The sequence below is a fragment of the Mycobacterium sp. MFM001 genome, from assembly GCF_003402475.1.
Lineage (GTDB): Bacteria > Actinomycetota > Actinomycetes > Mycobacteriales > Mycobacteriaceae > Mycobacterium.
In genome coordinates this window covers 39,776-64,302 of sequence record NZ_BFAB01000009.1, presented here as the reverse complement: position 1 = coordinate 64,302, position 24,527 = coordinate 39,776, and the positions used below count along the sequence as shown (strand labels likewise).

The following is a 24,527-nucleotide window of genomic DNA, read 5'->3' as shown; positions in this document are numbered from 1 at the left end:
AATTAGGCCAAATCTTCCACACTGGCAGATTCGTTGCGGGACAAGTTGATTCCCAAGTTCGCCGCGGCGCGCTCCAGGTCCTCGTCGTCGCCGTCGCGCATCTCGATGGCGGCACCGTCGCTCGACAGCACCTCCACGTTGAGGCACAGCGACTGCAGTTCCTTGAGCAGCACCTTGAACGACTCCGGGATGCCCGGCTCGGGGATGTTCTCGCCCTTGACGATCGCCTCGTACACCTTGACCCGGCCGACGGTGTCGTCGGACTTGATGGTCAACAGCTCCTGCAGCGTGTACGCCGCGCCGTAGGCCTGCATGGCCCAGCACTCCATCTCACCGAACCGCTGGCCACCGAACTGCGCCTTACCACCGAGCGGCTGCTGGGTGATCATCGAGTACGGACCGGTGGAGCGGGCGTGGATCTTGTCGTCCACCAGGTGGTGCAGCTTCATGATGTACATGTAGCCGGTGGTCACCGGGTACGGGAACGGCTCACCCGAGCGGCCGTCGTACAGGATCGCCTTGCCGTCGCCGTCGACCAGCACCTCGCCGTCGCGGTTGGGCAGCGTCGAGGACAGCAGGCCCTGCAGCTCCTCCTCGCGGGCGCCGTCGAACACCGGCGTCGAGACGATCTTGTTCGGCTCGGCCTCCAGCAGCTCCTCCGGCAGCTTGGCCGCCCAGTCGGGCTTGCCGTCGACCTTCCAGCCGCTGTGCGCACACCAACCCAGGTGGGTCTCCAGGATCTGGCCGATGTTCATCCGTCGCGGCACCCCGTGGGTGTTCAGGATGATGTCCACCGGCGTGCCGTCCGGCAGGAACGGCATGTCCTCGACGGGCAGGATCTTGCCGATCACACCCTTGTTGCCGTGCCGGCCGGCCAGCTTGTCGCCGTCGGAGATCTTGCGCTTCTGTGCGACGTAGACGCGGACCAGCTCGTTGACCCCGGCCGGCAGCTCGTCGTCGTCCTCACGGGAGAACACCCGGATGCCGATCACCTTGCCGGACTCGCCGTGCGGCACCTTCAGCGACGTGTCGCGGACCTCGCGGGCCTTCTCGCCGAAGATCGCCCGCAGCAGCCGCTCCTCCGGAGTCAGCTCGGTCTCACCCTTCGGGGTCACCTTGCCGACCAGGATGTCGCCGTCGCGGACCTCCGCGCCGATGCGGACGATGCCGCGCTCGTCGAGGTCGGCCAGCACCTCATCGGACACGTTCGGGATGTCGCGGGTGATCTCCTCGGCGCCCAGCTTGGTGTCGCGGGCGTCGATCTCGTGCTCCTCGATGTGAATCGAGGTCAGCACGTCCTCTTCCACCAGGCGGTTGGAGAGGATGATCGCGTCCTCGTAGTTGTGGCCCTCCCACGGCATGATCGCCACCAGCAGGTTCTTGCCCAACGCCATCTCGCCGTCGTCGGTACACGGGCCGTCGGCGATCACCTGGCCGGTCTCGACGCGCTGGCCGGCGTCCACGATCGGACGCTGGTTGGCGCAGGTGCCGTGGTTGGACCGGGCGAACTTGCGCAACCGGTAGCTCTGCCGGGTGCCGTCGTCGGCCATCACCGTGATGTAGTCGGCCGACACCTCCTCGACGACGCCGGCCTTGTCGGCGACGACGACGTCACCGGCGTCGATCGCCGCGCGCAACTCCATGCCGGTGCCGACCAGCGGCCGCTCGCTGCGCACCAGCGGAACCGCCTGGCGCTGCATGTTGGCACCCATCAGGGCACGGTTGGCGTCGTCGTGCTCGAGGAACGGGATCATCGCGGTGGCCACCGACACCATCTGGCGCGGCGAGACGTCCATGAACTCGACCTCGGACGAGGACACGTACTCGACCTCGCCACCCTTCCGGCGGACCAGGACGCGGTCCTCGGTGAACCGGCCGTCGTCGTCGATCGGCGAGTTGGCCTGCGCGACGACGTGGCGGTCCTCCTCGTCAGCGGTCAGGTAGACCACCTCGTCGGTCACCCGGCCGTCCACCACCTTGCGGTAGGGGGTCTCGATGAAGCCGAACGGGTTGACCCGGGCGTACACCGCCAGCGAGCCGATCAGACCGATGTTCGGACCCTCCGGGGTCTCGATCGGGCACATCCGGCCGTAGTGGCTCGGGTGCACGTCGCGCACCTCAAGGCCGGCCCGCTCCCGGGACAGACCGCCGGGGCCCAGCGCGTTCAGCCGGCGCTTGTGGGTCAGCCCGGACAGCGGGTTGTTCTGGTCCATGAACTGCGAGAGCTGGCTGGTGCCGAAGAACTCTTTGATCGCGGCCACCACTGGGCGGATGTTGATCAGGGTCTGCGGCGTGATCGCCTCGACGTCCTGGGTGGTCATCCGCTCGCGGACGACGCGCTCCATCCTCGACATGCCGACCCGGATCTGGTTCTGGATCAGCTCGCCGACGGTACGGATGCGTCGGTTGCCGAAGTGGTCGATGTCGTCGGTCTCCACCGGGACCTCGATGCCGCCGGGGACGGTCATCGTGGCGTGGCCCTCGTGCAGGCGCACCAGGTACTCGATGGTGGCGACGACGTCCTCTTCGGTCAGCGTGGTCGTCGTGATCGGAGACTCGGTGTTCAGGCCGAGCTTCTTGTTGACCTTGTAGCGGCCCACCCGGGCCAGGTCGTAGCGCTTCTCCTTGAAGAACAGGTTCTCCAGCAGGGTCTGCGCCGACTCCTTGGTCGGCGGCTCGCCCGGGCGCAGCTTGCGGTAGATGTCCAGCAGCGCCTCGTCGGTGCCGACGGTGTTGTCCTTCTCCAGCGTCGACATCATGATCTCGGAGAAGCCGAACCGCTCGGTGATCTGCTCGCTGGTCCAGCCCAGCGCCTTGAGCAGCACGGTGACGGGCTGGCGGCGCTTGCGGTCGATGCGCACACCCACGGTGTCGCGCTTGTCGACGTCGAACTCCAGCCACGCGCCGCGGCTCGGGATCACCTTGACCGAATGCAGGGTCTTCTCGGTCGACTTGTCGATGGTCTCGTCGAAGTAGACGCCGGGCGAGCGGACCAGCTGGCTGACCACCACGCGCTCGGTCCCGTTGATGATGAACGTGCCCTTCTCGGTCATCATCGGGAAGTCGCCCATGAACACCGTCTGGCTCTTGATCTCGCCGGTGTTGTTGTTGATGAACTCCGCCGTGACGAACAGCGGGGCCGCGTACGTCATGTCCTTGTCTTTGCACTCGTCGACGGGCGCCTTGACCTCGTCGAAGCGCGGGTCGGAGAAGGACAGCGACATCGAGCCGGAGAAGTCCTCGATCGGCGAGAGCTCGTCGAGCACCTCTTCGAGGCCGCCCTTGGGCGCGACGTCGCCGCGCGCGGTCGCCTTCTCACGCCACTCCGGCGTGCCGATCAGCCACTCGAAGGAGTCGGTCTGCACGTCCAGCAGGCCGGGAACCTCGAGCGGTTCACGCAGCTTCGCAAAAGAAATTCGGTTGGGTGCCCCGGGAACGGAGCTATTGGAGGAAGTTTGACGGTTTGTCTTGCTCTGGCGGGAGACTGCCAAGATGCATCCTTCCAGCACCTCGTGCGACTAACGGGGAGCCGGCGGCCACCGGACCTTTCGCCGCGATAACTGTGTCGGTTCGGCTGGCGGACGAACTGTCCAAATCTCACGCACACGGCTAGATCGCTGAGCCGGAAACGGGCTCAGGCTAGGACCACGGTGTCAAGTGGCGGGTGAGATGGGCAGGAGGCAGCCAGCGCAACGTCCAACAATAGCGCAGGACTGCGCATTCCTCAACTACCGTGCTCGGAACCCTCGGCGATCCGGGCGCTGGCCGCCGTCTCGGGATTTCCCTGCACACATGCTGCCCAACAGACTGACCCCTTCCGGCTCGTCCGTCAAGGGTTGACGCGCCAACTTGTCAGCGAGAACTCCTTCCCGGCACTGCCGCGGCGTGGGTCGACTATTGAGTGCGGATTGTCTCGGTGGGCGCGTCATAGTCGCGATGGCGGCCGCGGTCGTCCTCGCCGCCGAAGTCGCGCTCGTGCGCCGGGTAGTCCTGCGCGGTGCCCTCGAAGGACTCGAGGATGGCTTGCTGCGCGTTCTTGGGCAGCAAGTGCAGGTTCTCGCGGACCCTGGCCTGACGACGGCCGACCGCCTTGCGCTCCGGCATGCCCGGCGTGGCGGTGATCTGCGGGGGCACGCCCTCGATCTCCTCGACACCGCCGCCGTGGTGGCCGGCCTCCAAGTGGGCCTGCTCCTCGGCCATGGTGGCCTCGTCCTTTTCCTCCGACATACCGATCGGACCGATCCGCCGGCCGTTGAGGAACTGCTTGACGACGGGCTCGTCGGAAGTCAGCAAAACCTCGCGCGGGCCGAACATGACCAGCTTGCGGCGGAACAGCATGCCCATGTTGTCCGGCACCGTGCGGGCGATGTTGATGTTGTGCGTCACGATCAAGATCGTGGCGTCGATCTGGGCGTTGATGTCGATCAGCAGCTGGGAAAGATACGCGGTACGCACCGGGTCCAGACCGGAGTCCGGCTCGTCACAGAGGATGATCTGCGGGTCGAGCACCAGCGAACGGGCCAGCCCGGCACGCTTTTTCATACCACCCGAGATCTCACCGGGGAACTTCTTCTCATCGCCGGCCAGACCCACGATCGACAGCTTCTCCATGACGATGTCACGGATTTCGCTTTCCTTCTTCTTTGTGTGCTCGCGCAGCGGGAACGCGGTGTTGTCGTAGATGTTCATCGACCCGAACAGCGCGCCGTCCTGGAACATCACCCCGAACAGGGTGCGGATCTCGTAGAGCTCTTTGGCCGAGCACTCGGTGATGTCGGTGTCGTCGATGATGATCGAGCCGCGCTCGGGGCGCAGCAGACCGATCAGCGACTTCAAGAACACCGACTTACCGGTACCCGACGGGCCCAGCAGCACGCTGACCTCGCCCGGCGGGATATCCATCGTGACGTCTTCCCAGATTCGCTGGGATCCGAAGGACTTGGTAAGTCCTTCCACCCGGATTGCCTTGCCCATGCGAATCCTCCCGCTGACGTTGCTGTCTGGCCTGTGGTTTCAGTCACTTTAGCCTACGCGGGCGGCCAGCAACACGCGTATCGCCGGCTACCCGCCGGTAGGCGTGTCACCCGCCGCTAGACACGCGGCGACCAGTTCCCGTGGAAGCCCATCGGCACCCGCTGCGGCAGGTGCACCGTGGCCACCGACTCGAGGGTTTCGGCGTCGAGCAGCAGCAGCTGGCCCTCGTCGCGGCCGCGGTGATGGCCGTAGCCGATCAGGATCCCGTCGTCCTCGGAGCGGCCCGCCGGGTTCGGCACAAAAGACATCTCCCCGATCAAAAGGGCGGGGTCGAGAGCGGCGACGGCGCTGGAGCCGGTCGCGTAGTCGTGCTTGTAGAGCGCCGTGGACATCTCGGATGGCCCATCGGGGACGTACCCGCCCGCGGTGCCGACGGCGTAGCCGAAGCGATGCCGGGTACCCAGCACGCCCTCGTTGATCCGCGGGAACTCCTGCGGCCGGTCGTCGCGGCGTTCGGTGGACACCGTGCCGGTCGCCAGGTTAATCGTCCAGCGGTCCAGGGCCGGCCGGCTATCGCCCGGGCCGCGCCGGTCGCGGTCGAACATCCGCTCGTAGCGCACCACGTCGAGCACCAGCACCTCGGCGCCGTCGCGGGTTTCCGAGTAGGCGTTGAGCGGGTGGTAGACGTAGCACGGCTCGATGTCGAACCACCGCACGTCTTTGTTGTCGCCCTCGCGGGGCATGACGCCGATGCGCGCCGGGTAGCCCGGGTTCCAGCGGTACGGCATCTGGTTGATCGGTTGGCGATTGCGGTTGACCATCGCGGTGATCGGGCTGGGCATCCGGACTCGGCCGAGCAGCGACTGCACCACCAGCCGGGCGGGCAGGCCGAGCCAGCGCGGCACGTTCGTCGGCAGCACCTGCACGGGGTCGAACGTCACCGGCAGGTCATAGATCACGACGTACTTCTCGGTCAGCGAGAAGTCGTGCATCATCGGCGACCCGCTCACCTCGATGTCGACGGTCCGTCGGGCCCGTCCCTGCGCGTCGATCACCGAGTACTGCACGTGGTGCCCGCGCGCGAAAGAGTATGAGACGGCGTGCAATTCGCCGGTTGCCGGGTCGCGGTGCGGGTGGGCGGTGTAGCCGCCGGAAAGCGTGCCGTCGAAGTCGCAGGTCCCCACGGTGTCGAGGTCGTCGGTCAGCCGGTAGTTGGCGCCGCCGCCTTCGACCAGGGCCAGGGTTTGTCCGGCATGGCTGAGCACGTTGGTGTTGGGACCGACGGACAGCATCCCGGCGCGCGGGTCGAGCACTGCGGGCGTGGGCTCGCCGAGGGCCCTGCACACGGCTGCGGTCCGGACCCAGCGGTTGCGGTACCAGCGGGCCTGCCCGTCGCGCAGTGCGACCCCATGCACCATGGCGTCGCCGCTGAACCAGTGGTAGGTGGCCGGGTCGACGTCGGCGACCGGGTTGGGCCCGTTGCGCAGATAGCGGCCGTCGAGGTGTTCGGGAATGTGACCGGTGACTGGCAGATCGGTCGCCGTCACCTCGGCGGGCACCGGGGCCAGGAAGCCGTCGAGATAGGGATTGGTCGACTGCGTGGTGGTGGCGGTGGTCATCTCTAGCTCCTATAACGTTGATATTATGCTGTTATAGGCACCGTACGCTTGCTGTGACAGGATGGCAACGATGAATTTCCCGCAGATGCAACGCAGCGTGCGCGACGAGTTGGTGCACGCCGCAGTCAGGCTGCTCAACGAGGAGGGGCCCGACGCGCTGCAGACCCGCAAGGTCGCCGGCGGGGCGGGGACGTCGACGATGGCGGTGTACACCCATTTCGGCGGGATGCGGGCATTGATCGCCGGGGTGGCCGAAGAGGGCCTGCGGCAATTCGCCGACGCGCTGACCGTCCCGGAGAGCGCCGACCCGGTTGCCGACCTGGTGGCCACCGGGATCGCCTACCGGCGCTATGCCCTTGAGCATCCACACATGTACCGGCTGATGTTCGGCAGCACCAGCGCACACGGCATCAACGCGCCGGCGCACAACGTCGTCAGCCTGAGCGTGGCCGAGATCAGCGAGCACTACCCGAGCTTCGCGCGCGTGGTGCGTCCGGTGCATCGGTCGATGCTGGCGGGCCGGATCACGGCGGGATCCGCGTCCGACGACGCGTCAGTGGTGGCGATCGCCGCCCAGTTCTGGGCGGCAGTACACGGTTTCGTGATGCTGGAACTGGCGGGCTACTACGGCGACGACGGCGCCGCCGTCGGGCCGGTGCTCGCCGCTATGACGACGAATCTGCTTGTCGCGCTGGGTGATTCGCGTGAGCGCGTCGAGCGGTCGCAGCGTTCGGCGGTACACGAAACCCCCGGGGTGTAGGCCCCCGGGGGTTGTCGTGCGTCGAACTACTTGACGGTGACCGTGGCGCCGGCGGCCTCGAGCTTGGTCTTGGCCTCGTCGGCGGCCTCCTTGGTGACCTTCTCCAGCAGCGGCTTGGGCGCACCGTCGACCAGGTCCTTGGCCTCCTTGAGGCCCAGGCCGGAGACGATCTCGCGGACGACCTTGATCACGCCGATCTTCTTGTCGCCGGCGCCCTCGAGAATGACGTCGAACTCGGACTGCTCCTCGGCAGCCTCGGCTGCGGCGGGGGCGGCGCCCGGAGCGGCGGCCGCGACGGCGACCGGCGCGGCGGCGGTGACCTCGAAGGTCTCCTCGAACTTCTTCACGAACTCCGAGAGCTCCAGGAGAGTCAGCTCCTTGAAAGCGTCGAGCAGTTCGTCAGTAGACAGCTTGGCCATGGTGTGGGTCCTTCCTCGGTGTGTGCGTTATTCGGTTGATGTCTCGGCGGGCGCTTCGGCCGGGGCCTCGGCGGTTTCGGCGGGGGCCGCTGCTTCGGCGGGAGCCTCGGCTGCTTCGGCGGGAGCCGCTTCGGCGGGAGCCTCGGCGGCCCTCTTCTCCTCCAGCGCAGCCGCAAGGCGGGCCACCTGCGATGCCGGCGCGTTGAACAGACCGGCGGCCTTGGCGAGGTTGGCCTTCATCGCGCCGGCCAGTTTGGCCAACAGCACCTCGCGGGACTCCAGGTCGGCGATGCGCTCGACTTCGGCGACGGTCAGCGCGCGACCGTCCATGTAGCCGCCCTTGATGACCAGCGCCTTGTGGTCCTTGGAGAAGGTCTTGATCGCCTTGGCGGCGTCGACGGCCTCGCCGGTGACGAACGCGATCGCGGTGGGCCCGACGAACAGCTCGTCGAGACCTTCGATGCCCGCCTCCGTGGCGGCCCGCTTGATCAGCGTGTTCTTGGCGACGGCGTAGGTGGCTGACCCGGCCAATGACCGGCGCAGCTCGGCCAGGTTGGCCACCGTCAGACCCCGGTATTCGGTGATCAGTGTGGCAGTCGATGCCTTGAACTGCTCGGCGATGTCTGCAACGGCGGTGGCTTTGTCAGCCCGGGCCATGCATACCTCCTTGGGTCTCAGTGTCGCGCGACGACCCGCCGCGCCCGGCTTCGCCGCGCTTGCGATCGTCACGAACGGGCCCGGAAACGACGAACGCCCCGACGCAGGAAGCGGTCGGGGCGTGCAGTATCAGCGTGCCTCGTCCTCCTGCGTGGGCCGCCGGGAATTCCCGGACCTTCAACCGATTGCTCGGTGACCGACGGTCTTCGGTGGATCGGCCACCACAATAGCGTTTGCGCCGCGATCAGCCAAAACAGGCGGCGGTCAGCGCCACGAAAAGGGTGGCCAGAATCGCCACCCGCACCCAGTGCAAGCGATCCCAGCGGCGTGCCAGCGCCCGGGAGAAATCTCCCGTCCCGATGCGGTTGTTGATCGGCACCAGCACGATCACCGACAGCAGCACGACGGCGGTCATCAGAACGGCCGCGATCCCGGTGAGCCAGCTGCGCGCGACCGCAGTGACGAGGACCAATGCCGCGAGTGTGGCGGCATACCAGAACGGCATGACCCGGCCCAGTAGCCGGCTGGCGTCGCTGCGGGCCACGCGGAAGGCTTCGTCAGGCAGACCGGCGAAGACCGGGTTCGCAAACGCGGCGACTGCGAACTCGGCTCCGAGCAACGAGCCGGTGATCAGCACCGCCACTATTTCGATGGTTTCCGTCATGGCCGTAACTCTGTCCGTTACGCTGACATAAAACAAGGTACTGACAAATTAGTCAGCATGACTGCGAGGCCGGGAGCTGCGATGGCGGTGTCGAAAAAAGTCGAGAGCGACTGCCCGATCGACGCCGCGCTGTCGGTGATCGACGGGCGTTGGAAGGGCACCATCCTGTGGCGGCTCTGCGACGGCCCGATGCGCACCGCCGAGTTGAGGCGCAGCATTCCGGGCATCACCGAGCGGATGCTGATCCGCCATCTGCACGAACTTGTCGACGACGGAATCATCGAGCGCCACGACGCCCGCACCGTCCCGCCCTGCGTGCACTACTCGATTTCGGATTACGGTTTGACGCTCGCCCCGGTGCTCGCCACGCTGTGCGACTGGGGTCGACAGCACATGCAGCGCCGCGGTCAGCGGTCGACGAGCCGAGCCGCCCCGACCAGACCGGCGTCGCCGCCGAGGGCAGCCGGTACCACCCGCAAGTCGCCAATGAACTCCAAGCCGGCGTGACCGGCGACCGCTGCGCGCAGCGGGTCGAACAGCAGCCCGCCGGCGTTGGCCACTCCCCCGCCGACGACCACCACATCCAAGTCGCAGACCGCGGCCACCGAAGCGATCATCGCGGCCAGCGCGTCGGCGCCGCGTTCAAATGCCCGCAGCGCCACCGGTTCTCCGGCCGCTGCCGACTCGGCCAGCGCCAGGGCGTCGGCCCCGCCCCAGCCGTTGGCCCGCGCCCAGCGTGTCATCGACGGGCCGGCCGCGACGGTCTCGACGCAGCCTCGGCCGCCGCACGAGCACGGCCGCCCGTCCGGGTCGACGACCACGTGACCGACGTGGGCCGGCGTTGCCGGTGCGGCCGTGATACGGCGCGCCGTCGAGAACCAGCCCGCCGCCCACGCCGGTGGACACCACGATGCCGAGCAGGAAGCGTGCGCCCCGCCCCGCGCCGCGCCAGTGCTCGCCGAGCGCCATGCACAGCCCGTCGCCGCCGAGGCGCACCGGCACACCCGGCACCGCGGCAGCGACCCTGTCCCGCAGTGGGAATCCGCGCCAACCGGCGATATTCACCGGGCTGACGGTCCCGGCGGCAAGGTCGATCGGCCCGGCCGACGCCACACCGACACCGGCTACCGCGCCGCCGGCCACGTCCAACGCCTCGCCGATCATTGCCTCGGCCACGGTCCACACCTCGGTGGCGGGAGTCGGCCTCGTAGTGGAATAGACCACTGCGCCAACGGAATCCACGAGGCCCACCGCGATCTTGGTGCCACCGATGTCGAGCGCCAGGGTGAGCATGCGGCGTCAGTGCCGGTGGGTGTTGTCGGGCTGTCGCGGGTCGCCGGGATGCTCGTAGCCGGGCGCCAGTCGCACCAGCGCGGCCCGGCGCGCGTCCAGCCAGACCCGAAATGCGCGGCGCCGGGCCGCTGCCCGCAGATGGTCGGCGATTTGCGGGCGCACGTCGTTCAGTGACGGCGCTGTGGCCGCGGGGCGTCGCCAGCCGTCGCCGCCGGGCGCTGATGCGGCGAATCGCAGCGGGTTGCGGGCGTGGTAGGCGGCGACGTCGGCGTCGCTGACCTCAACGTCGGCGGCGATGCGGTCAAACACCTTGCGCGCCAACGGGTTCGCCAGCGCCGCGGCGGCCACGCTGCCGATCTCAAGGCGGGCCGTCGGATCAGGCAGCAGCTCGGACTCGATGGGTGGGTCTGCGTCGGTCACGCCAAGTGCTGCGGCCTCGGCGGCGATCACCCGCTCGGTCACGATCAGCTGGGTCAGCCAGCGCCGCAGTTGGCGTCCCTCGCTGGTGCCCGCCTTGGGCAGCGCGGCCGCCAGGGGACCGTCGCGCAGCCGCGCCTCCCGGGCGTCCACCTCGTCGACCGGGACGCCGATGCCGGCGACGGTTGCGACGATCATCGGACCGTCACCCTCACCGCCGGCGAATACAGCAGGTGCCCAGCGCAACCCACCCGGACCAGCGCCCACCACTCACCCGGCTCGACCCACGCGGGCGGCGCGACGTCGAAGCCGATCTCGACGGAGCCGCGCGCGGGCAGCACCGCACCGTGCGCGGCCGGCCCGAGCCATTCCCAGGTGCCCCACGGGCTGATCAGGTGTGCCTCCAGCGCCAGGTCTGCGCACGCCTCGGTGCCGACGGTGACGGTCAACCGCGCCGAATCGCCTGCGCTGACTTCGATGTCGGAGGGGTCGTCGACGAAGTAAGCCGCGCGGCCGTCGACGCCGCCGACGGTCACCATGGTCACGTCCTCCACGGTCTGGCGCCAGGCGGTCGGCACATCGTCGCCGGTGACGTGCAGCTGTGCCCGCAGCGGGTACAGCCCGGGTTCGGCACGCGGCGGCATCGTGACGGTCACATCGGTCTCGCGGTATTCGCCGGGCTGCAACGCGAACGGAAGTTCGGCGGGCCTGGCCCTCCAGCCGGGCGGGCAGCGCAGTGCGACGCGCCCTGTCAGCGGTGCGTCGGTGCTATCGCTGGCCACGGTCAGCCGCAGCACTACCTCGTCACCGGCGGCGGCGCTGACCCGCTGCGGGTGCAGGTGAGCGACGGCCGGCAGGCCGCCCAGCGGGGCGGGCCCGCGGTTGTGCAGCCAATACCGCGCGTAGAGCGGCTGGACGCTTTCGACATCCGGCACATGCGTGGCGCCGTCGGAAACCTTGGGTATGTCGAGTTTCGCCAGCACCGTGGCGATTTGGTAGCCGTGCAGCGCGCTCGGGTGTGCTCGCTGCGGCGTTTCCAACAGGTCGGCCGATCGAAGCTCCGACAGCTTGCCGAGCGGCGATTGTACGTCGAGTTCGGTTGCAGCGCCGTGCATTTCGACCAGTCGCAGAGCGATCGAATGAGGGTCGATGGGTTCGGCACTGCCGCGGGCCAGCGGGTTGCCCGCCGCTTTCAAAGCGCCCAGCTGCACCGCACCGGCGGGCTCGATGTGCAACAGGGAGCCCGTCGCTGGCAGTCCACCGCTCGCCCCCGCAGCGGCCAGCAGCGGGTAGCCGAATTCTGCGCTGCGAGCCGGGATTTCGGCCTGCCGCCAATCGCCGGCGCCCGAGATCAGCGCGTAGTCGAAGGTGTGGGTCCAGTGCTGCAACTGGAAGTTGGACCCGTCCGGCGCGGTGCGGCGCGGTTCGTCGGTCCAGATGCCGGACGGCCAGCCGGTGCAGGAGCGCATCAGCGCGGTGTGCAGAGTTCCGTCGGTGTCGACGGCGAAGCTGGGCACCCCGCGGTTGAGCAGCGCGACGGTGTGCGGCTCGAACCGTTGCATCTCCGACGGGGCTTGCTGGGCGACAACGATTTCGGCGTCGGCGAGGTCGTCGGTCACCGCCGCGATCGCGGGGCCTAGGTCGGTGTCGTCACGGCCGGCGATCACCAGCACCGGCAGCGCCCGCGGGTCGCGAAGGTCGGCGCCGGGCACCCACGTCGTCGCTAGCGTCGTCGCTGCCGGCACCCACACCCGGGCCCGGCCGGTGTCGGCGAGCTGGCGCTCCAGCTCGATGCTGTACGCCGGATCTGCCGCGGCCAGAACGGCTTTGGTGAATGCATTCTGGCCCGGGCCGCCCAGCGCGATCCGGGTGTCGGGCAGGTTGGAGTCGACGTCGAGGTAGCCGTAGCGGGGCTTGTCGGCGGCGCTGCAGGTCGCGGTGACCCCCGCGCGAACCAGGGCCACCATCAGGTCGCGCGCCAGCGACCCGGACACGGCCTCCGTCGGCGAGACCACCTCGGCCACCGACACCGCGTGCACCGGATCGCCGCGGTCGCCCAGCCGTATCCGGGCAGCCGACGACAACCCGAACCAGCCGTAGGCGGGGTTGTCCAGCGTCCACGGATGCTGTGCGGCGTCGACCGACCGGTCGCCGTCGTGCAGCAACGCGAAACCGCGCCCCACGACGGCGTCGCCGACCTCGCTGACCGGCATGGCACCCGGCACCGGGCACGGCCAGCGCAGCCGCAACAGCCGGTCGGAGCCGGTGAACTCGTCAACTGTGGTGCGGCAGTCCACCCGCGAAATCCCCTGCCACAGCGTGATTGTCTGCGTGTAGCGCAGCAGCGTGCCGATCCGGCCGCGCACCACCAGCCGCTGGCCGACGGGACTGCGATACGCCTGCACCTCCGCGGCCGCCTCCGACGAACACACCACCGGCCCCTTGGGCAGCAGATGCCAGGGGCCCTCGCCGCCGGTCGGATGGGCGGGATATTCCTCGTAGACGGCAAGCTCGTTGCCCACCCGGCCCTCGGCGATCAGCTGCCGGCCGTCGTGCACCAGTGACGAGACCCCGCCGCCACGCGCCGGGTCGACGCTCAGCCGGTAGTGTTCGTTGGCAATCTCGTTGCCGGCCAACGGCTCCCAGGAATCCAGCGCGCCGGCGGCCACTCGATAGGCCCGCCAGCCCAGCGACGGCACATCACGGGCCACAAACGTGACCGACCCATTGTCGACAACAGCGGGTACCTTGGCACCGTCGGCGGTCATGATGCCGGCGCCGAGAGGGACGGTGACAACGTCGGTCCTGCTGTGCGCCAACGGGTTCCACACCACGACATCACCGTCGACCGCACCCGACAGCACAGCCAGCGAGCTGTCCCGAACAGCGCGACCGAGCTCCCACGCGTCGCGCCAACCGGTCAACAGGTCGAGGTAGACCTGATCGGATTCCGAGCCGGTGATGGCGTCGTGGTGCGCGCCGTAAGCCAGTTGCACCCACGCCTTGGCCAGCGCCGCCTGCGGGTACTCAACACCACCCAAAACACCTGCGAACACCGCAAACCGCTCGGCCTCCAGGACCGCATGCTCGGCGGCCCGGTTGGCCTGCTTGGTGTCGATGAACGACACGTCCTTGCCGGTGTAGATCGGGTTCATGTCGCGGGTTTGCGGCGACGGCGTCAGGCCGCGGGCCGCCAATTCGGCGCGGACCGCGGCGAAGAACTCCCGCGGCAACGCGCACACGAACCGCGGCCAGGTGTAGCGCGCAGCCCAGTCGCGGTGAATCTCGGTGACCCACTTGTTCGGCGGCGTGTAATCGGTGCCGACCGGCAGCAGCACGTTGCGGGTCAAGGCGACTTTGCGCAAATCCTCGAACAGTCGATAGGTGGCCTGCTCGGCCTCGGTCAGCGACGTGGATTCGTCCATCCACCAGCCGGCCGAATAATGCGCCGGCATGTAATGGGTGAGCAGGCCGCGCCCGGACGGGGCGATCCACTCGAACTCGCTGCAGAACTGCATGCCGGAAAGACCGCCGTCGCTGTGCATCGGGCCCCACTGGTGGTGCGGGCCGCGGGCCCACGAACTCGAGGTCAGGCCGGCGTCGGCGGCCATCCCGGGGAACTGCGGGTCGTGGCCGAACACGTCGAGCTGCCAGGCGGTGGCCGGATGAGCTCCCACCACGTCCCGCTGAAAGCCCATGCCAGCCACCAGGTTTCGGATCGTGGTCTCCGGGCTGGTGAGGTTGGTGTTGGGCTCGTTGTAGGTGCCACCCATGATCTCGACGCGGCCCTCGTCGATGAACCGCCGCAGGTCGGCGCGATCCTCCGGATGGGTGTCCCAGTACGGCTTGAGGTAATCCACTTCGGCCAGCACGAATTTGTACTCGGGCTCGCGACGGGCCATCTCCAGATGCGCGTGCACCAGCTCGAAGCCGTTGGCCTGCCGGCACCTGCCCGGCGGGTCCTCGCGCCACTCGCTGGTGTAGGCGCCCTGGGTGTTCCACCACACCGGGTCGTAGTGGAAGTGGCTGATCATGAACATCGTCCAGCCCGGCTCGGCGACCATGAACGCGAACCCCAGGGAGCTGTCGTCGGCGTGCACCCGCGCGGTCCGCCGCTGGCCGATCACCGGATGCTCAACCGCGACAGGCACTTCGACGACGGTTTGGCCGGCTTCGATGCGCGCTTCGCCAGCCAAGCCGGCCCCGTCGACCCATATCGGCGTCGGCTCGGCGCAGCCGCTGACCGTGATCCGGGCCAGTTGCAGCGGTGCGTCCGGCGGGCCGACGAACAGTTCCGTCGACTCTGCAGCGATGACCTGCACTCCCGCACCCTACGAGGTTGTGCTCGCCCTCGTCACGTCGACGACGACCGGTAGGTGATCGGAAATCGGCAACGTCGGCGTCGCACACGAATCGACGACCAGCCGGGCGTCGTCGGTGAGGATGTGGTCGAGCTGGCGGTCGGGGGCATCGGCCGGAAATGTCTTGGCGGTGGCCAGCGGACGCATGGCGGTCCAGCGCCGCGGCGTGGGCGGGCTCATGTTGAGGTCCCCCATCAGGACCCGCGGACCGGGGAAACCACGCAGATCGCGAATCAGCCGGCGCAGCTGCACCCGGTTCCAGCCCGGCACGAACGACAAGTGGGTGTTGGCGACGGTCAGCTCGCCCAGATCGGTGTCGAGCCGGGCCAGCACGGCCGCCCGGGGCTCTTCGTCGACGACCTGCACCCGGCCCGGACCCGGCAGATACATCGGGAACTTCATGGCGATCCGCGGCAGCCGCAGCACTTGCCAGCTCAGCGCCGGATACCGCGACAACAGCGCGATGCCATAAGCGGCGGTGCCGGGCTGCTCGCCGCCGGTGGCGGCCATCCACGTCGCACCCGGCGTGCCGGAGATCGCGGCGACGAACCGGTGGCTGATCGCGCCCATCGCCTCGGCCGCGACGGCGGTCAGATCGGCCATCCCCGAGCGGGGCTGGTCGCAGTCGACCTCCTGCAAGGCCAGCACGTCGGCGTCCAGCCGCCGCACACAGTCGGCTAGCCGGTTCACGTCGACCGCCCCGTCGTGCACGCTGCGGCCGTGCAGGATGTTGAAGGTGGCCATCCGCATGGGTATTACCTACCCATCATGACCGCGCACGGATCAGAGCTGTTCGCCCGCAACGACGAGTTGCGTGAGGCGCTGCGCCGCGCGGCCTCGGCGCTGAAGGCGAACGGCCCGCAGTTCGCGCTGGCCGGCACCTATGCGCTGTGGGTCTACGGCGCACCGGAACCCGTGCACGACGTGGATTTCGTCGTCACCGAGCCCGACGTCGAAGTGGCGGCCAAGACGCTGGCCGACGCCGGATTCAGCATCGACCGCACGCCGGAGGATTGGCTGTTCAAGGCGTGCGTCGACGACGCGGTCGTGGATGTGCTGCACCGGATCAACGGGGTGGCGGTCGATGCGGACCTGATCGGTTCGGCCGAGGAGCGCGACGTGCTGGCCATCCGGATGCCGGTGTTGCGGCCGACGCAAGTGGTGATCCAGAAGCTGTGCGCGCTGACCGAGCACCATTGCGACTTCGCGTCGCTGCTGCCGTCCGTCCGAGCGGTCCGCGAGCAGGTGGACTGGGACCGGGTGCGCGCCGACACCGCGGGAAACGACTTCGCGGCGGCGTTTTTGGTGCTCGTCGAGCGGCTGGGCATCATCGGGTAACGGCGGCACCAAGGCGGGCGCAGCCGGGCCGGCATCACTCGGCCATGCCGATACTCTGCCGCACTCATAGGACAGAAACTGTCCGCTAGTGGTGAAAAGCTTGGCCGGATCGACCGAAAGGACCGACATGCCCGCTCTTGCCCCGCCCGTCGCCGACGAACGCAGTGCGCTGCGCGAGTACCTCGCCTATCACCAGAGCGCGTACTTCGCGGTCTCCTACGGCCTGACCGACGACCAGGCCCGGTCCGCCCCGACGGTCAGCGCGCTGTCGATCGGCGGGCTGGTCAAGCACGCCACGGGTTTGCAGCGCATCTGGATGGCGCGGGTCGCCGCGGCGCCGGACGCTCCGCCGAAGGACCGGCGGCCGTTCGAGGAGATCGCCAAGGAGTTCGGCGAGCAGTACGTGATGCGGCCCGACGAGACGCTGGCCGGATTGCTCGCCGACTTCGAGAAGCAGAACGCGGAATCGCTGCGGTTGGTCCAGACCGCCGATCTGGACGCGAAAGTCCCTGTGCCCGAAGACATTCCGTGGTTCCCTCAGGGCCTCGAGGCATGGTCGGTGCGCTGGGTGATTCTGCACGTCATCAACGAACTGGCCCGCCACGCCGGGCACGCCGACATCATCCGGGAAAGCATCGACGGCGCAACGATGTACGAGCTGATCGCCGGCCTGGAGAATTGGGAACCGCGGCCATGGGTGACGCCGTGGAAAAAGGCACCATAGAGGGCGTGCTGACCCGTAACGGCATCGCCCCCGGCGACGTCGAGCTGTACTACGAGGACCTCGGCGACCCGGCCGATCCGCCGGTGTTGCTGGTCATGGGGCTGGGCGCGCAGTTGCCGATGTGGCCCGACGGCTTCTGCGCGCAACTGGTCGACGCCGGCTACCGGGTGATCCGGTTCGACCACCGCGACACCGGGCTGTCGGCCAAGCTGCACGGGCTGCGCGCCGACGGCTCGGTCTACCGGCGGGCATGGCGCTATGTGCTGGGCCGCTCGAGCCCGGTGCCCTACACGCTGGTCGACATGACGCGTGACGTCGTCGCGCTGTTCGACCACCTGGGCATCGAGCGCGCGCACGTTGTCGGCGCGTCGATGGGCGGCATGATCGCCCAGATCCTCGCCGCCACCGAGCCGCAGCGGGTGGCCTCGCTGGGCCTCGTCATGTCCGCCACCGGTAAGCCGCTGTCCGCGCTGCCGGCCTGGCGGGTGATCAAGCTGAGGTTCGACGCCCCGGGCAAGGACGCGTCCGACGAGGAAAAGCTGGCCTACGAGGTGCGCAACGTCGCGGTGTTCAACGGGCCCCAGTTCCTGCCGCCCGAGGCCGAGCTGCGCAAGCGCGTCGAGCAGCTCGCCGAGCGCTGCACCTATCCGCCCGGCAGGCTGCGCCAGGTCGACGCGCTGCTGGGCACGGGCAGCCTGCTGGCCTACAGCAAGGCGATCACCGCGCCGACGGTCGTGATCCACGGCTCCCACGACCCGATGGTGAAGCCCCGCAACGGGCGGGCGCTGGCCGCGGCCATCCCGGGCGCGCGGTTCGTCGTGGTCGACGGCATGGGCCACGACCTGCCCGAACCGGTGTGGCGCCCGATCGTCGAGACGCTCCAGGAAAACTTCACGCGCGCTCCCTAGCCTTCTGGCCGCGAGCGTGCGCAGAATGCCGCCGCACGGGCGCAAATGGCGTACATCTACGCACGCTCGCGGCGGGGAATTGGGCGATTTGGCACACTGCACTGATGAGTTCCAACAATCATCGCGAGCTAGCCAAGCTTGACCGGGTGCCGTTGCCGGTCGAAGCGGCCCGCATCGGCGCGACGGGTTGGCAGCTCACACGCACCGCCGCCCGCATCGTCACCAAGCTCCCCGGCCGCGGCCCCTGGCAGCAGAAGGTGATCAAGCAACTCCCCCAAACCTTCTCCGACCTGGGCCCCACCTACGTCAAGTTCGGGCAGATCATCGCGTCGAGCCCGGGCGCGTTCGGCGAATCGCTGTCCCGGGAATTCCGCGGGCTGCTCGACCGGGTACCGCCGGCCGACCCGAAAGAAGTGCACAAACTCTTCGTCGAGGACCTGGGCGCCGAGCCGGCCAAGCTGTTCGCCAAGTTCGAGGAGAAGCCGTTCGCGTCGGCGTCCATCGCGCAGGTGCACTACGCCACCCTGCACAGCGGCGAGGAGGTCGTCGTCAAGATCCAGCGGCCGGGCATCCGCCGCCGGGTCGCCGCCGACCTGCAGATCCTCAAGCGCTTCGCCCAGGCCGTCGAACTGGCCAAGCTGGGCCGGCGGCTGTCCGCCCAGGACGTCGTCGCCGACTTCTCCGACAACCTGGCCGAGGAGCTGGACTTCCGCCTCGAGGCGCAGTCGATGGAGGCCTGGGTCGCCCACCTGCACGCCTCGCCGCTGGGCCGCAACATCCGGGTGCCCGAGGTGTACTGGAACTTCACCACCGAGCGGGTCCTGACGATGGAAAGAGTCCACGGCATCCGCATCGACAACGCCGCCGAGATCCGCAAGGCCGGGTTCGACGGCGTCGAGCTGGTCAAGGCGCTGATCTTCAGCCTGTTCGAGGGCGGCCTGCGGCACGGCCTGTTCCACGGCGACCTGCACGCCGGCAACCTCTACGTTGACGACCAGGGCCGCATCGTGTTCTTCGACTTCGGGATCATGGGCCGCATCGACCCGCGCACCCGCTGGCTCCTCCGCGAGCTGGTCTACGCGCTGCTGGTCAAGAAGGACCACGCCGCCGCCGGCAAGATCGTCGTGCTGATGGGCGCCGTGGGCACGGTCAAGCCCGAAGCGCAGGCGGCCAAGGATCTGGAGGCGTTCTCCACGCCGCTGACCATGAAGACCCTGGGCGACATGTCGTATGCCGACATCGGCCGGCAACTCTCCGCGCTCGCCGACGCTTACGACGTCAAACTGCCCCGCGAGCTGGTGCTGATCGGCAAGCAGTTCCTCTACGTCGAGCGGTACATGAAGCTGCTGGCGCCCAAGTGGCAGATGATGTCCGACCCGCAGCTCACCGGCTACTTCGCCAACTTCATGGTCGAGGTCAGCCGCGAGCACCAAAGCGACGTGGAGGTCTAGTGCAGGTCCGCAAGGGCACCGCGCGGTCCGGCGACATCGACCTCTACTACGAGGACATGGGCGACCCGGGCGACCCGGCGGTCCTGCTGATCATGGGGCTGGGCGCGCAGCTGCTGCTGTGGCGCGCCGCGTTCTGCGAAAAGCTGGTCGCCGAGGGCTATCGCGTCATCCGCTACGACAACCGCGACGTCGGGCTGTCCACCAAGACCGAGCGCGTCAAGTCCCCCCGGAAGCTCCCCCGGATGATCCGGTTCTGGTTGGGCCTGCCCGGCAAGGCGCCCTACACGCTGGAGGACATGGCCGACGACGCCGTCGCGGTCCTCGACCACCTCGGCATCGAGCGCGCCCACGTCGTCGGCGCCTCGATGGGCGGGATGATCGCCCAGATCGTCGCGGCCCGCCACAGCGCACGAACCCGGTCGCTGGCGGTGATCTTCTCCAGCAATAACCGGCGGTTCCTGCCGCCGCCGGCGCCGCGCGCGCTGTTCGCCGTGATCAAGGGCCCGCCGCCGAACTCGCCGCGGGACGTCGTCGTCGACAACGCGGTGCGGGTCACCCGGATCATCGGCAGCCCCGCCTACCCGGCGCCTGAGCAGCGGATCCGCGAGGAAGCCATCGAAGGCTACGAGCGCAGCTACTTCCCGTGGGGGATCGCCCGGCATTTCAGCGCGGTCCTGGCCAGCGGCAGCCTGGTCCGCTACGACCGGCAGATCACCGCGCCGACCGTGGTCATCCACGGCCTGGCCGACAAGCTGATGCGGCCCTCCGGCGGGCGCGCGGTGGCGCAGGCCATCCGCGGCGCGCGCTTTGTGCCGTTCGAGGGCATGGGCCACGAGCTTCCCGAGCAGCTGTGGGACCGGGTGATCGCCGAACTCACCCGCAATTTCGCCGAGGCTTGAACGTAAGACGCGCCGTTTTCGTATTCAGCCCGTGAGGGCTGTTCGATTACCATGTCCGGCGGGTATGGGTGTCGTCGTCCCCGCTCAGTCGGTATTGCGACGTCACACCCTGGAGAGGCGCAATTATGGCGCGAAAACTAGAACCCCATTTCAAAGACGTACAGGCCCATTACGACCTGTCCGACGACTTCTTCCGGCTCTTCCTCGACCCGACGCAGACCTACAGCTGCGCCTACTTCGAGCGCGACGACATGACGCTGGAAGAGGCCCAGATGGCCAAGGTCGACCTGGCGCTGGGCAAGCTGGGTTTACAGCCCGGTATGACGCTGCTCGACGTCGGCTGCGGCTGGGGCGCCACCATGCGCCGGGCGATCGAAAAATACGACGTCAACGTCGTCGGCCTGACCCTGTCGAAAAACCAGGTCGTCCACGTGCAGAAGACATTCGACGAGATGGACACCCAGCGCAGCCGGCGGGTGCTGCTGCACGGGTGGGAAGAGTGGGACGAGCCGGTCGACCGGATCGTGTCGATCGGCGCATTCGAGCACTTCGGCCACGAGCGCTACGACGACTTCTTCAAGATGGCTCACGACGTCCTGCCCGACGACGGTGTGATGCTGCTGCACACCATCACCGGGCTGACCGGGCCTCAGTGCATCGAGCGCGGCATCCCGCTGACGTTTGAAATGGCCCGCTTCATCAAATTCATGGTCACCGAGATCTTCCCGGGCGGGCGGCTGCCCTCGATCGAGATGGTCCAAGAGCGTTCGGCCAACGCCGGTTTCACCCTGACCCGGCGCCAGTCGCTGCAGCCGCACTACGCCCGCACGCTCGATTTATGGGCGGCCGCGCTGCAGGCCAACAAGGACAAAGCCATCGAGATCCAGTCCGAGGAGGTCTACGAGCGGTACATGCGCTACTTGACCGGCTGCGCCAACGGATTCCGTATCGGCTACATCGATGTCAATCAATTCACCCTGGCAAAGTAGGTGCCGAACACCGAGCGCGCCCTCCAAGCCGGGTATTGTGCTTTCACCAGTCGATGATCGGTGGCAGGAAGGCGACGACACACGATGCCTGACAAGCAAGTCAGTCCCGTGAACACGCGGACGCGCTTCGAGGACATCCAGGCGCATTACGACCTGTCCGACGACTTCTTCGCGCTGTTCCAGGACCCCACCCGCACGTATAGCTGCGCCTACTTCGAGCCGCCCGACCTGACCCTCGAGGAAGCCCAGATCGCCAAGGTCGACCTGAATCTGGACAAGCTGGACCTGCGACCCGGCATGACGCTGCTGGACATCGGCTGCGGCTGGGGCACCACGATGAAGCGCGCGGTGGAAAAATACGACGTCAACGTCATCGGCCTGACCCTGTCGAAGAACCAGCACGCCCGCGCCCAGCAGGTCCTCGAGGGCATCGACACCGATCGCTCGCGGCAGGTGTTGTTGCGCGGCTGGGAGGACTTCAGCGATCCCGTCGACCGGATCGTGTCCATCGAGGCGTTCGAGCACTTCGGCCACGAGAACTACGACCCGTTTTTCAAGAACTGCTTCAACATCCTGCCCGACGACGGGCGGATGACCGTGCAGAGCAGCGTGAGCTACCACCCGTACACCCTCAACGCGCGGGGCAAGAAGATCACCTTCGAAACCGCCCGGTTCATCAAGTTCATCGTCACCGAGATCTTCCCGGGTGGACGGCTGCCGTCCACCGACATGATGGTCGAGCACGGCGAGAAGGCCGGTTTCGTGGTCCCCGAACCGCTTTCGCTGCGGCTGCACTACATCAAGACGCTGCGGCTGTGGGGCGACGCGCTGGAAGCCAACAAGGACAAGGCCATCGAGATCGCGTCCGAAGAGGTCTACGAGCGCTACATGAAGTACCTGCGCGGCTGCGAGCACTACTTCCGCGAGGACATGCTCGACTGCAGCCTGGTCACCTACCTCAAGCCGGGCGCCGCTTAAGCCGAGCGGCGATCGCCAGCGCGGCGAAGCCGGGCGCAGCGGGTCGCCGCCAAGCCCAGTGTCGGATTCGCGTCGCCTCGTTCGTCGGACAGGTAGAGAGTGGAGCACAGGGTTCCGCTCACTACCGGAGGAGACGACGAAATGCAGTACCTGGCCCTGTTGATCAGCAAGGAGCGGGACTACACGCCCGACGAGCGGGCCGCCATGATGACGGCGTTCGACAACTTCCACGCCAAGTCGGCCTCGGCAATCCGGGCGGGCGACGCGTTGACCCCGCAAGCGACCGGTGCGCGCATCGCCGGCGGCCCGGACGCCCCGGTTGTCACCGACGGCCCATTCGCCGAAGGCGCCGAAATTGCCTGCGGCTACTACGTATTCGAAGCCGACAACCTCGACGAGGCCTTGGCGCTCGCCCGCGAGGTCCCGGTCGCCGCGCACGGCGCGATCGAAGTGCGGCCCACCTACCACACGTTCGATCCGGAGTGGTCGCGCGCCGGCGGCGGGCAGTGGCTGGCACTGCTCCTCGAGCCCCCGGCATCGGTCAACACCCCCGGCACGCCCGAGTGGGAGGCCGAAGCGGCACGGCACGGCGAATTCGCCACTGCCGCAGGAGATCACATTGTCGGCGGTGCCGCACTGCATGAGCCGGCGACCGCGACGACGGTGCGGGTGCGTGATGGCGAGGTGCTGCTGACCGACGGCCCGTTCGCCGAAAGCGCCGAGATCGCCACCGGCTTCTACCTGTTGACCGCCGCCGACCGCGACGAGGCTGTCAAACTGGCCGGCATGATCCCCGCCTCGACTGTGGAGCTACGCCAGCTGGCGGGAGTCTCTCACCTGTAAGAGCATGGCCAACCTGGACGGCGTCTTCCGGCAGGAATGGGGCCCGACCGTGGCGGCACTGGCCCGCTGGTCGGGCGACCTCACCGTCGCCGAAGACGCCGTCCAGGAAGCCTGCGCCGAGGCGCTGCGGGTATGGCCCCGCAACGGCGTGCCCGACAAGCCGGGCGCATGGCTGCTGACGGTGGCGCGCAACCGCGCCCGCGATCGGCTGCGCCGCGAATCAGCGCGCCCGGGAAAGGAATTGGCAGCCGTGGTCGAGCAGATCAGGGCGCGAACCGACAGCTCCGACCCGCATCCGGTCCGCGACGACGAGCTGCGGATGATGTTCACCTGCGCCCATCCCGCACTCGACCGGGTCTCGCAGCTGGCGTTGACGCTGCGGCTGGTCTCCGGGCTGACCGTCGCCGAGATCGCCCGGGTGCTGCTGCAAACCGAGGCCGCGGTGGGTCAGCGAATCACCCGCGCCAAGAACAAGGTTCGGCACGCCAACATCCCCCTGCGGGTTCCGCCGGCCGAGCTGCTGGCCGAACGGGTCCCGCATGTGCTGGGCTGCATCTACTCGGTGTTCACCGAGGGGTATTGGTCGACAGCGGGGCCGTCGGCAATCCGCGACGAGCTGTGCGACGAGGGCGTCCGGCTGGCCGGCGAGCTGTGCGCGCTGATGCCTTCGGAGCGAGAGGCCCACGCGCTGGCAGGCCTTGTGCTGCTTCATGATTCGCGACGGACAACCCGGGTCGACGCCGCCGGGGCGTTGATCCCGCTCGACGAGCAGGACCGCAGCCGCTGGGACCGCGGCCGCATCGCCCGCGGCCTGGACCGGCTGCGGCGGGCGGAGGGATCGAGCGGGCCGTATCTGCCTCAGGCCGTGATCGCCGCCGTGCATGCGACGGCACCCAGCTGGGAGCAGACCGACTGGGCGACGATCTGCACCGCCTACGACCGGCTGCTGGCCATCGCCGACTCGCCGGTGACACGCGCGAATCGCGCTCTGGCCGTGGGCTTTCGGGACGGCTACGCCGCCGGGCTGGCCGCCCTGGACGTGGTGGCCGACGACCCGCGGCTGGCCCGCTCGGCGCTGGTGCCGTCGATCCGCGCGGATCTGTTACGCCGCGACGGCCGGGCCGCCGAAGCGGCGACCTGGTATCGAAAGGCGTTGACCTGCACCGGATCCGAGCCGGCCCGAGCCTTCCTACAGCGCCGGATCGCCGAACTTTCCCCGCGTCGAGTGTGAAT

The 24,527-nt window shown here is 68.3% G+C and carries 20 protein-coding genes and 1 pseudogene; 11 read left to right on the top strand and 10 right to left on the bottom strand.

Annotation, left to right across the window (positions count from 1 at the left end):
* Window positions 1-2 precede the first annotated feature (2 nt).
* The 3 genes from MFM001_RS16450 to MFM001_RS16440 form a co-directional block, all read right to left on the bottom strand.
* A complete protein-coding gene (locus tag MFM001_RS16450; protein WP_371685554.1) occupies window positions 3-3,491 on the bottom strand; it encodes a DNA-directed RNA polymerase subunit beta in 3,489 nt (1,162 codons plus the stop codon).
* 403 nt (window positions 3,492-3,894) lie between these two features.
* Complete coding sequence (locus MFM001_RS16445) at window positions 3,895-4,974, bottom strand: ABC transporter ATP-binding protein (RefSeq protein WP_116376354.1); 1,080 nt, start codon at window positions 4,972-4,974, stop codon at window positions 3,895-3,897.
* Between the two features lie 116 nt (window positions 4,975-5,090).
* A complete protein-coding gene (locus tag MFM001_RS16440) occupies window positions 5,091-6,593 on the bottom strand; it encodes a carotenoid oxygenase family protein (RefSeq protein ID WP_116376353.1) in 1,503 nt (500 codons plus the stop codon).
* A 61-nt stretch (window positions 6,594-6,654) separates the two neighbouring features.
* Here MFM001_RS16440 and MFM001_RS16435 point away from each other — a divergent pair, with 61 nt between their 5' ends.
* Complete coding sequence (locus tag MFM001_RS16435; RefSeq protein WP_116376352.1) at window positions 6,655-7,353, top strand: TetR/AcrR family transcriptional regulator; 699 nt, start codon at window positions 6,655-6,657, stop codon at window positions 7,351-7,353.
* A gap of 26 nt (window positions 7,354-7,379) precedes the next feature.
* Here MFM001_RS16435 and rplL read toward each other — a convergent pair whose 3' ends face one another.
* From rplL to MFM001_RS16420, 3 genes are all read right to left on the bottom strand, one after another.
* Window positions 7,380-7,772 (bottom strand): 50S ribosomal protein L7/L12, encoded by a 393-nt coding sequence (gene rplL, locus MFM001_RS16430; protein WP_045385028.1) that lies wholly within the window; start codon window positions 7,770-7,772, stop codon window positions 7,380-7,382.
* Between the two features lie 27 nt (window positions 7,773-7,799).
* Window positions 7,800-8,429, bottom strand: coding sequence for a 50S ribosomal protein L10 (gene rplJ / locus MFM001_RS16425; RefSeq protein WP_116376351.1), 630 nt, complete (start codon window positions 8,427-8,429; stop codon window positions 7,800-7,802).
* 244 nt (window positions 8,430-8,673) lie between these two features.
* Window positions 8,674-9,093, bottom strand: coding sequence for an anthrone oxygenase family protein (locus tag MFM001_RS16420; RefSeq protein ID WP_116376350.1), 420 nt, complete (start codon window positions 9,091-9,093; stop codon window positions 8,674-8,676).
* A gap of 57 nt (window positions 9,094-9,150) precedes the next feature.
* Here MFM001_RS16420 and MFM001_RS16415 point away from each other — a divergent pair, with 57 nt between their 5' ends.
* The gene (locus MFM001_RS16415) at window positions 9,151-9,600 is read left to right on the top strand and encodes a helix-turn-helix domain-containing protein (protein ID WP_238159239.1); all 450 of its coding nucleotides are present in this window, start codon (window positions 9,151-9,153) and stop codon (window positions 9,598-9,600) included.
* On the opposite strand, the pseudogene MFM001_RS16410 reads toward MFM001_RS16415, so the two are convergent.
* The 4 genes and pseudogenes from MFM001_RS16410 to MFM001_RS16395 form a co-directional block, all read right to left on the bottom strand.
* Window positions 9,501-10,386 (bottom strand): annotated as a pseudogene (locus MFM001_RS16410) (ROK family protein). The gene MFM001_RS16415 and the pseudogene MFM001_RS16410 overlap by 100 nt on opposite strands.
* 6 nt (window positions 10,387-10,392) lie before the next feature.
* Window positions 10,393-11,001 (bottom strand): malonyl CoA-ACP transacylase, encoded by a 609-nt coding sequence (locus MFM001_RS16405; protein ID WP_116376348.1) that lies wholly within the window; start codon window positions 10,999-11,001, stop codon window positions 10,393-10,395.
* Window positions 10,998-15,125 carry an NEW3 domain-containing protein gene (locus MFM001_RS16400; RefSeq protein WP_116376347.1) on the bottom strand — a complete coding sequence of 1,376 codons (4,128 nt, stop codon included), beginning with the start codon at window positions 15,123-15,125 and terminating at the stop codon, window positions 10,998-11,000. The genes MFM001_RS16405 and MFM001_RS16400 overlap by 4 nt, the downstream gene beginning before the upstream one ends.
* 9 nt (window positions 15,126-15,134) lie before the next feature.
* Window positions 15,135-15,914, bottom strand: a complete 780-nt coding sequence (locus MFM001_RS16395) for an endonuclease/exonuclease/phosphatase family protein (protein WP_116376346.1) — start codon at window positions 15,912-15,914, stop codon at window positions 15,135-15,137.
* Window positions 15,915-15,932: 18 nt separating this feature from the next.
* Here MFM001_RS16395 and MFM001_RS16390 point away from each other — a divergent pair, with 18 nt between their 5' ends.
* The 9 genes from MFM001_RS16390 to MFM001_RS16350 all read left to right on the top strand — a co-directional run bounded on the left by MFM001_RS16390 (window position 15,933) and on the right by MFM001_RS16350 (window position 24,525).
* Entirely contained in the window at window positions 15,933-16,502 is a 570-nt protein-coding gene (locus MFM001_RS16390; protein ID WP_192886967.1) for a nucleotidyltransferase, read from the top strand.
* A gap of 127 nt (window positions 16,503-16,629) precedes the next feature.
* Window positions 16,630-17,226, top strand: coding sequence for a DinB family protein (locus MFM001_RS16385; RefSeq protein WP_116376345.1), 597 nt, complete (start codon window positions 16,630-16,632; stop codon window positions 17,224-17,226).
* Window positions 17,196-18,134: an alpha/beta fold hydrolase gene (locus tag MFM001_RS16380; protein WP_116376344.1), complete on the top strand. Its 939-nt coding sequence runs from the start codon at window positions 17,196-17,198 to the stop codon at window positions 18,132-18,134. Before MFM001_RS16385 ends, MFM001_RS16380 begins: the two co-directional genes overlap by 31 nt.
* Window positions 18,135-18,238: 104 nt before the next feature.
* Complete coding sequence (locus tag MFM001_RS16375; protein WP_116376343.1) at window positions 18,239-19,585, top strand: AarF/ABC1/UbiB kinase family protein; 1,347 nt, start codon at window positions 18,239-18,241, stop codon at window positions 19,583-19,585.
* Entirely contained in the window at window positions 19,585-20,484 is a 900-nt protein-coding gene (locus MFM001_RS16370) for an alpha/beta fold hydrolase (RefSeq protein WP_116376342.1), read from the top strand. The genes MFM001_RS16375 and MFM001_RS16370 overlap by 1 nt, the downstream gene beginning before the upstream one ends.
* Window positions 20,485-20,609: 125 nt before the next feature.
* On the top strand, window positions 20,610-21,473 hold the full coding sequence (locus MFM001_RS16365) for a cyclopropane mycolic acid synthase family methyltransferase (RefSeq protein ID WP_116376341.1): 864 nt from the start codon (window positions 20,610-20,612) through the stop codon (window positions 21,471-21,473).
* Window positions 21,474-21,557: 84 nt separating this feature from the next.
* The gene (gene mmaA4, locus MFM001_RS16360) at window positions 21,558-22,451 is read left to right on the top strand and encodes a hydroxymycolate synthase MmaA4 (RefSeq protein ID WP_116376340.1); all 894 of its coding nucleotides are present in this window, start codon (window positions 21,558-21,560) and stop codon (window positions 22,449-22,451) included.
* Between the two features lie 141 nt (window positions 22,452-22,592).
* Window positions 22,593-23,294, top strand: a complete 702-nt coding sequence (locus tag MFM001_RS16355) for a YciI family protein (RefSeq protein WP_116376451.1) — start codon at window positions 22,593-22,595, stop codon at window positions 23,292-23,294.
* 4 nt (window positions 23,295-23,298) lie between these two features.
* The gene (locus MFM001_RS16350; RefSeq protein WP_116376339.1) at window positions 23,299-24,525 is read left to right on the top strand and encodes an RNA polymerase sigma factor; all 1,227 of its coding nucleotides are present in this window, start codon (window positions 23,299-23,301) and stop codon (window positions 24,523-24,525) included.
* The last annotated feature ends 2 nt before the right edge of the window (window positions 24,526-24,527 follow it).